This is a genomic window from Oligoflexus sp., from assembly GCF_035712445.1.
Lineage (GTDB): Bacteria > Bdellovibrionota_B > Oligoflexia > Oligoflexales > Oligoflexaceae > Oligoflexus.
Genome location: NZ_DASTAT010000089.1, coordinates 1 through 8,043, shown reverse-complemented (window position 1 = coordinate 8,043; position 8,043 = coordinate 1). Strand labels below are relative to the sequence as shown.

The window sequence follows — 8,043 nt, the reverse complement described above, 5'->3', positions numbered from 1 at the left end:
TATTCAAAGATGCTGGAGTAAAGTGGAAACGGCAGAATTCCAAGGGTCATGGCTACAGTATAGCAGAAGACAGTATTCAGGAGTTCTTCAACTGGGATCTTATGCCGTGGCAATAGATCAAGAACTCCTGACTCTCAAGTTTTTTATTTCTTATTCTTTTTCAACAGGTTTAATTGTCTTATCTAATGATAGCCGCCTTGCTCCGCGCTTCGCACTGCGCTGCAGCGACCGAATCCTCCGCACAGCTGCGGATTCGTTTTCTCCCATTCTTTCCGTAAGAAGAAGACTTTTGGATAAGGGGATACAGAGGCTTTTCTTCGGTGAGAAAAACTCCTGCTAAATAGGAATTTAGGACTTTTATTAACCTTGAGATGTCTTCTTTGCGTTAAGGCCGGTTCCAACCACATGCCTCAAACCCTCAGCGAGTTCCAAAAGGATTTTGGCTTCCGCTGCTCTTGACTCCCAAACTTCCTCGGTGGTTTCAAAGCTACGATTCTTTAGTCTCGCGTGTTCAAGCCAGCGCTGCGCGCTTTTTCTTGTGTCCGCGCGACTCAGCTTCCTCAAACACGTCAGAGCAGCTTCAAACGCCTCCGGCGACGTAAGCGTTAAGGAAGCTTCCAGAGATCCCCAGGTTTGTTTTCTTCCCCCCAAAGGGGAAAAGAGGTCCAAAAATTTCTCTGAGCGCAGCCCGTAAGATTCTGACGCGCCGTGCGGAGCACGGGGAAAAGCGTCAGGATCTGGAGAGGCGAGCACAGAGAAATTCGACGCCCTGTCGGAGTGCGAAGCGCGGAGCAGGGCGGCATTAATTTTGTGAACAACTTCTGAGAACTCCTGGCCGACGCTTTTTTTCGCCGACGTTGAACCAATTGAAAGGGAAACACTGATAGAACCGTCGTCACCGACGAACGGACTCATACGTGGAACCAGTGCTCGACCAAAGGCGAGGTCGGATTCAAGCTTCTCAACCCCTATCAATGCTGATGTCGAAGTCCCATTCTCCGTTAGGAGGAGCGCGAGAGGGCCGGAGGCCGACCTGCAGGGGCTGTAACCAATCCAGGGATTCCTTCGTGAAACGCACAAAACCAATGACCTGAGTTTAGCGGTAACCTTTTCTCGTTTGAACCAGGACTCAATGTCAAACCCCTCATCGTCTTTCGCACGGAACCATGCCCGGAGGGCCAGTTTCTCAGACGCCGAAAGATGATGCTTAAGAGAAAGTTTGGTTTCGGTGCGTGACGAGTCCCAGCTACGGGCGATCCAGCGATTCGCTAAACAGCAGGCCCAGCGGGTCGAACTGCTGCAGGAAAAATTGCAGGAGATCCTCGCCGGCAAACCATCTTTGATGCGGCAGCTGCTCAAGCAGATCGCTGAGGAATGGAAGGCTTTGCAGGATGGACCGGAGACAGCAACGCTGCGACGCCTGCATACGTTCAAAGGGGCCGCTCGCACCCTGGGGCTGAAGGAGTTGGCCGGTCAGATTCATGAAATGGAATCACGCGTGGCAGAAGCCACCGAAGCGCATTGGAATCAATTGGGCACCGTGCTCGCGGACTATGATCATCTTCTGAATAGTCTCATGGCGTCGCGCACCGAAGATTCGTGTGCGCGCGATCTCTATGCTTATGCGAGTCTTTATGCGGAAGAAGCCAGCCGTCGCCTGCAGGCGGGACAACGTCGCTTTCAGGGTGTGCGGGTCCTCGATCAGATTCGGCATTGGGATGAGGCGACCCTGCAGCAGATTCACGAGATCATCCTGCACAGCGTCGCCAACGCTGTCGATCACGGCTTTCTGCGAGCGCAGGGGTCGTCGGAACCTGCCCTCATCGAAATCGAAGCGATCTATCAGGAGCAAGCGATTCAGCTTGTGATTGCGGATAACGGTCAAGGGATCGATATGAATTTCGTCGCGACGCAAGCGCAAGCGCGAGGATTTGTGCCGGAACCCGGACGACCGCTGACTGACATACTCTTCTGCGACGGCCTATCCACCGCCAGCTCCGTTTCCGAAACCAGCGGCCGCGGCGTGGGTTTAAGTGCGATTCAAAGCATCTGCCGCGCTTTGCAGGCGACGCCCGAAATTCGGAATCGAAGCAGCGGCGGCACCCAGCTCTCGATCACTCTCCCTTTAAAATGAAGCGCCCAGCGTCCAGGCACTCTGATCTTCAAAAAGGTTGGTGTCATACGCGACAAACCACTGCGCTCCCAATATCCTCTGTTGAATTTGGATGCCGGCAAAGGGCGCCACATACATCTTGAACTGCTGATTGGCGGTGAATATCGGCGCTGAAAGCGGCGATAGATTGAAGCAGATCGTTTCCCGGAAATAGCAGCTGCTCGCCCTTGGCGAAATGATGAGAAGGTTGGCATGTTTCTCATCGAAATCCAGACTGTTCCCTCGCTTCAGGACCGGATCATCATTTTCAACGTCTACCCGGCTGGGATCCATGAGTTTGATCCCCGGGTAATACATGATGTTCGCAGTGATCTTATCGATGAAAATCGGATTTTCAAAGCGATGCGTCAAGCCCACGAGAGCACCCAGTGTGGGTTTCTCCGCGATCCCCGGCAAGGCGATCGAGGTGATCCCCGAATTGGTTTCCGCCGGAGCACTCCAAGCTGCGCAAAAACAAAAAGGCAACAAAGCGAATACAATCGACCTTAATTGCAAGGTTATTCCGCCTATTGTGAGATTTTCCCTTAGTATAGCTGCTTTATGCGAATTGGTCAGGCGGAATTATAAGGCAGCCGCACGGCGAGATGCGCTCCAGGCTGGGAAGGTCGATCGGTAAGTTCCACCTTCCCGCCCCGCTCATCGCAAATGCTTTTAATTGCTGAGAGTCCTATCCCGCGGCCGCTGCTCAGACTCATACGGTCAGCCGTAGAAAAGCCATCGAGAAAAAGCGCGTCAATCAGCTCGGCCTTGGTTTCAGCCGCTATGCCTCGAGCTCGCGCCAGATTTCGAATGTGTTCCCAGCGGATCCCCTGGCCATTGTCCGACAGATCGATCACCAAATATCCGTCATTTATGCTGACTTCAACGGCGAAGAACGCCCGCACGCCCTCACGGAATTCCGCGGGCGCCCGCACGAATCCATGATCAATGCTGTTACTGATCGCATGCAGGAGGATGCTGCGCACGATTTCAGCCAGTTCACTCGTCCAGCCATGCACACCGTCGATGGCCTGCACCGATCCCCAATGGATCCCTGCCTGTTCCAAACGGCTCTGTGCATCATGGAAAAGATCAGCGGCCAGTGAGAGCAGGTTGACCCGCCGTGTGCCCTGGGACAGGAGCAGAGGATCTTCCAGGAGGGCCAGGTAATCCTGGATGGAGAGGAGAAAGGCTTCGAGTTTCTCCCGGCCTTCCCCAGCCGCATCGGGCAGCGACCAATGATCTTCCAGCAGATGAATTTCTTCTGCGAGTATTTTAAGCCCATGGGTCCGCGCCTCACCCTTCCACGTATGGAGCTGGCGCAGGAACGCGGTCGCATCGGGCAAGGCATTCCGATAGTTTTCTTGCATCCCTTGCAAACGCTGTAAAAAGTGCAGCACCTGCATGATATCCACGTGGCGCAACTCTAAGGCGCGGGCATTGTGCGCATCCCGTTCATGCCGCTCGTTTTGCAGAAGGACTTCGTAGTTTCTCTGTTCCGTCACATCCCGCAGAACGAGCATCAGCTGTTCCGTCTGATGCAGACGATTGGGAATCGGATGCCAGAAGAGTTGCACAATCCGATCGCGCAGATGAATTTCACTCGGCAGATGGACCGCATTGAACTCCCAGGTCGTTCGATCTTCGCCCAGAATCGCATCCAGGCAGGCCGCGGTCATCGTTTTGGCTTCGGAAGGCGTTGGAAAGAGGATATCGAGGATGGAGCCTTCGCTGAGGAACTCATGCCCCAAAAGCTTCTCCACATGCCGTGAATAAGGAGGAGCGATGCGGCGATCGATCCCGAAACGCAGGATACCCTCATGAATCGAGTCCATGATTTCTTGCAGAAGTTTTTTCTGCCGCTTGATCTGGTAACCCTGCCACAGACCGCGAATCATGGCCGCCACCACCACAACGAAAAGTCCGATGATGGCCAGGAGCAGGGATTGCGCCTGCCGCTGATTCCGCAGTTCGACCTGCAGCGTTCGATTCTTCTCTTCTTCCAGTTTTAAATTCAGACTGGAAGCCAGCTTATTCAGCTCGGCATCCTCTTCGGTTTCCTTACGGGTTTGCCAATAATCGTGGTAGGCCAGCTGGGATTTATAAGCCTCTTCGAAATCACCGGCGGCAGCGTTCACCCGACTCTTCAGATAGAGCGTGCGTTCGGTATAAATCGAACCGAACTTGGGATTGGGCGCCACCTGATCGAGCATCTTCCTGGCGTTCTGAATTTCTTTCGCATTCAGATAGGCCTCGGCCAGAGTCAGTATGCTTTCCGTTTCGAAGACCTTGTCACCAGCCTTGTGATAGATCGCGAGGACTTCAAGCAGGAGTGGGATCGCTTGCTGCGGTTCCGTCGCAAGGTAAGCATGGGCCTTGCCATTCAAAGCGCCCGCCAGCGCATCGCGATCGCCGGATTTTCCCGCCAATTGGATGGCTGAATCAAAGTAGGTAATGGCTTCGCGAGAATGGGGATCGATCTGACGATAAGCCAGACCTATATTGCAGGCTTCGATAGCGGCGGAATAGTAATTCTTCTGGGCCGAGAATTTCTGGTAAACCTCTTTGCTGATGCGCAAGGCTTCTTCCTTGCGTTCCAGCTGGTAAAGCAGAATGGAAAGCGTGCTCTGCGCATAGAGGTAATGCGGATGCAGGGGATGATCTTTCATGATGGCCAGCGCTTCCTCGATCACCTGAATGCCGCCGTGCCGATTATGAAAGATGCTGTACGTGTAGGCTGTTTCCGCCAGGATCATGCCGACCAGGAGGGAATCGCCGCTGGCTTTCGCGGCGTCGCGGGCTTTTTTCAATTCGCCCAGCGTTTGATCCATGCTTTGATCGCCGCGGGCCTGCAGCGCCTGGCTGAGAATGATTTCGGCTAAAAGATGCGGATCACCGAGTTTTTGCGCGGTCGCGAGAGCTGTGGCATAGGGCACGTGTTTGACTTCAGGCGAGGCCAGCGCATAACCTTTGATCCAGGCTTTGGGAGTGGCATCGGGTTTGATGGCGATGAAGCGTTGATCGATCTCGGCCTGAGCATCGGCCTTATAGGCAAAAGTTTTCAAGCGCAAAGTCTCGAGCTCTCGAACCTGGGCATCATCCCGATTCTGAGCGAAGATTGCGCTGGTGAAGAAGAGAATGAATAACCAAGCCATACGGTTATTTTACCGAATATCCCGCTGGCAAAGGGGCGGCAGGAATTTCCTGCCCGGTCGCGTCAGGCCTTGGGAAAGACCTGATAAGGATTGCGGCAATGCGAACACGATCCGTAAAAAGGCGCGTTGCCTTCCTGGTATTCCATCGCATTCGCCGCCGCGCAATGCGGACAATTGAATTCACCCGCCATGCCTTGCACGAGGCCATAGCTTTTGATGACCACCATCACGCCGGCGAAAGGCGAAGCGAGCAATAAAAGGACACCAAAAATGTGGAGCAGAGGGACGGGGAAAACAATCAAACCGCCGAAAAACGCCAGAAGGAAGGTCTTGGTTCCCCGCCATAGAGCTCCGGCAAGGGACACGTAGGTGATAGACGCTGGACCTTCGCCTTCTTTTCCGTCAATCATTACAAGCAGTTTTGGTACCTTGTCCATAAATACTCCTGTGAGTATAGTACTCACTATACCACAGATATCGGCAAGGTATAGTGCGCACTTTACTTAAGCCCGATGATTTCGGTAAGGACTTGTTATGAAAAATAAAAATACCCCCGACCTGCAGAGCATGCTGAGCGAATCCGTCCTCACGGACGCGGAGATGACCGAAAAGCAGAAGGATATTCTGCGCGCTGCGGAAAAGCTCTTCATCGAATTCGGTTTCGAAGCGCCCACCGCGCAGATTGCCAAGGAAGCCAAGGTCACCGAGAAGACCCTCTTCAAATACTTTCCGACCAAAACTCACCTGGTGAATCGCATCCTGGCGGATAGGTAAAACGAAACGGCAATTTTCAGTTTTACACTTTTGTCACGGCAACCACAACGGCGCAACACCTCGCTTTTCTGGGATTATTTGGCGCTTTAAAGAGCAATGGCTGGTCGATCTTATGAGATAGAATGTAGTTTCACGCAATATAAACAGATGTTTATCAAGTTTTGGCTGCAAGCATTCCGACCCGTTAGGCAGTGCTTTCATACATAAATTCGGTTCCAGAGCGCTTTTTCGTCGCCGGTGGTCCTGTCGGGAGATTCATGTGCACAAGGACCTCTTGGATGGCTTCCTTGCGAATGATCGCAGCGATGACCTGTACATGCCCCCCGCAGTGTGGGCAAACCGTAAGATCGATACCGAAGGTTCTTTTGAGCAGTTCGGCCCAAGGAATATATCTCGAGGGCTTTTTTGCCTCCTCCTCCAGATGGTCGCCAGGCAATTCTTCCAATGGAACATCCGGGCTCCGCTTTTTTTCCGCAGGCCCGGCATCGATCTCCTGACGTGGAACTATCAGTGGCCTGAGTTTGCTGTGGGATGAGAGGCATCCATAATAATTGACCTGATGCCGATAGGGAGGAGGAATGATCGCTGCCAACTTTTCGATAAATTCAAGTGGAGAGAGCAGGACATGAGTAGCGCCATCGAAGGATTTTTTCAGCTCATAGAGGATATTGCCATGTTGATCAAGGCTGATTTTATCATGCGCCACGGGGCCTCGACCAAGATAGCGAAGGAGTTGCTCAAGTCGGTCGCGCTCGTGCGCCTTGATTGAAGTGGCGGCATGAATGGAAAATCCGTTTTTAGAGGCGCAGCCATAACCCTGATTTTTTGGTATTTCCTCCTCATAGCCAAAGGAACCGCCGATGCGCCGAACCTTTAGACCCGACCTTGGTCCAAGGGCGATGCGGCTGGAGATGGATGCCCCTTTCAATTGAGATAGCGTCAAATCCTCAGCAGCCGATTGATCAGCAATACAGACTTCCTCGCCATGAGGTGAAAGTTTCCCAGACTTTCGCAAATATTTTACAACTCGCCGTGACACGCCATCCACCACACGCGCTACCTCGTGCTCCTGGATTCCAGGGATTCTATAAAAAACAGGCTGACCCTCGTCCACCTTATAGATGCCATCAATGACCAAAAGATGGAAATGAAGATTCAGGTTGAGCGCAGAGCCGGCTCGCTGAAGGTGAGATACTATGCCGGTCTCACCGCCTTTAATACCAAGTTTTCTTGCCTTCTTTCGAAGATAATTCTTGATCTCATCGCAGAGGATCCTGTTCACTGTCTTCAAAAGCTTATCATCTGAGGCCATCCAATAGCGAAGTTCGAAGGGGACCGACAAAACCCAGTGCCTCGTTGGAACAAATGGGATCACAGTATCCGCGAGGTAAATGGAACGCTCCGACATCCGGCGACCAGCACAGGACGGACAAAAACCTCGGCATTTGCAGCTAAATGGCACAATAATCGAGTGGATACAATTGTCACATTTGAGTCTGACAAATCCTTCAGATAAAATGCCGCAGGCTAAAAATTTGTCAAACTCGTGTCTTATATAATCCGGTAATGCCTTTCGATCAGTGTCCCCAGCGTTTGCATCAAAAAAAGTTTGGGCATGCGCCTCCAGAACCTTATAAAGTATGGTTTGTTCTGGCTCATGTCTTTTATATTCTACATAGGATGTCTTTGCCATAACCCTGGAAGAATTATTCGTCCGGGAAAAATATTGGCACTGACATTTTCAGCGATTCAAAGACTTCGCATATTCTAAGGCTTTGCATATGCAGTTTTCAAAGAGCAATTGATTCCATAAAACTCTTCTCTAGGCCGATAGAGTTTTATCATATCTGACGTATTTTTTGATGCGATCGATCTCATTGGGCGGGGCGGCCTGCCAATTCCAGGGCAAAAGGCTATCGAGGCGGGAGATCGGGTGACCTTCATTGAGCCTGATTGTGATGT

8 protein-coding genes and 1 pseudogene are annotated in these 8,043 nt (G+C 52.1%); 3 read left to right on the top strand and 6 right to left on the bottom strand.

The genetic code is table 11. From position 1 onward, the window contains the following. On the top strand, positions 1–340 hold a 340-nt coding region (locus VFO10_RS19335), incomplete at its 5' end, for a hypothetical protein (protein ID WP_325143231.1). A gap of 20 nt (positions 341–360) precedes the next feature. Here the strand turns inward: VFO10_RS19335 and VFO10_RS19330 are convergent. After that, positions 361–915, bottom strand: coding sequence for a hypothetical protein (locus VFO10_RS19330; RefSeq protein ID WP_325143229.1), 555 nt, complete (start codon positions 913–915; stop codon positions 361–363). Positions 916–1,228: 313 nt separating this feature from the next. Between VFO10_RS19330 and VFO10_RS19325 the strand changes: the two genes are divergently transcribed. After that, positions 1,229–2,134 carry an ATP-binding protein gene (locus VFO10_RS19325; RefSeq protein ID WP_325143233.1) on the top strand — a complete coding sequence of 302 codons (906 nt, stop codon included), beginning with the start codon at positions 1,229–1,231 and terminating at the stop codon, positions 2,132–2,134. On the opposite strand, the gene VFO10_RS19320 is transcribed toward VFO10_RS19325, so the two are convergent. The 3 genes from VFO10_RS19320 to VFO10_RS19310 form a co-directional block, all read right to left on the bottom strand. Then, entirely contained in the window at positions 2,126–2,530 is a 405-nt protein-coding gene (locus VFO10_RS19320) for a hypothetical protein (protein ID WP_325143227.1), read from the bottom strand. The genes VFO10_RS19325 and VFO10_RS19320 overlap by 9 nt on opposite strands. 194 nt (positions 2,531–2,724) lie before the next feature. After that, a complete protein-coding gene (locus tag VFO10_RS19315) occupies positions 2,725–5,307 on the bottom strand; it encodes an ATP-binding protein (RefSeq protein WP_325143225.1) in 2,583 nt (860 codons plus the stop codon). Positions 5,308–5,369: 62 nt separating this feature from the next. Then, the gene (locus VFO10_RS19310) at positions 5,370–5,744 is read right to left on the bottom strand and encodes a hypothetical protein (protein ID WP_325143223.1); all 375 of its coding nucleotides are present in this window, start codon (positions 5,742–5,744) and stop codon (positions 5,370–5,372) included. A gap of 97 nt (positions 5,745–5,841) precedes the next feature. On the opposite strand from VFO10_RS19310, the gene VFO10_RS19305 reads away from it, so the two are divergent. After that, positions 5,842–6,081 (top strand): helix-turn-helix domain-containing protein, encoded by a 240-nt coding sequence (locus tag VFO10_RS19305; protein ID WP_325143221.1) that lies wholly within the window; start codon positions 5,842–5,844, stop codon positions 6,079–6,081. Between the two features lie 184 nt (positions 6,082–6,265). Here VFO10_RS19305 and VFO10_RS19300 read toward each other — a convergent pair whose 3' ends face one another. Together VFO10_RS19300 and VFO10_RS31480 are read right to left on the bottom strand one after the other, a co-directional pair. Next, entirely contained in the window at positions 6,266–7,363 is a 1,098-nt protein-coding gene (locus VFO10_RS19300) for a transposase (protein ID WP_325143232.1), read from the bottom strand. Between the two features lie 63 nt (positions 7,364–7,426). Further along, a pseudogene (locus VFO10_RS31480) lies at positions 7,427–7,774 on the bottom strand (transposase zinc-binding domain-containing protein); the annotation flags it as partial. Positions 7,775–8,043: the final 269 nt, after the last annotated feature.

Coding starts and splice junctions, on each gene's coding strand:
- VFO10_RS19305 (WP_325143221.1), top strand. CDS start 5,842: ATGAAAAATAAAAATACCCCCGACCTGCAGAGCATGCTGAGCGAATCC.
- VFO10_RS19330 (WP_325143229.1), bottom strand. CDS start 915: ATGAGTCCGTTCGTCGGTGACGACGGTTCTATCAGTGTTTCCCTTTCA.
- VFO10_RS19310 (WP_325143223.1), bottom strand. CDS start 5,744: ATGGACAAGGTACCAAAACTGCTTGTAATGATTGACGGAAAAGAAGGC.
- VFO10_RS19315 (WP_325143225.1), bottom strand. CDS start 5,307: ATGGCTTGGTTATTCATTCTCTTCTTCACCAGCGCAATCTTCGCTCAG.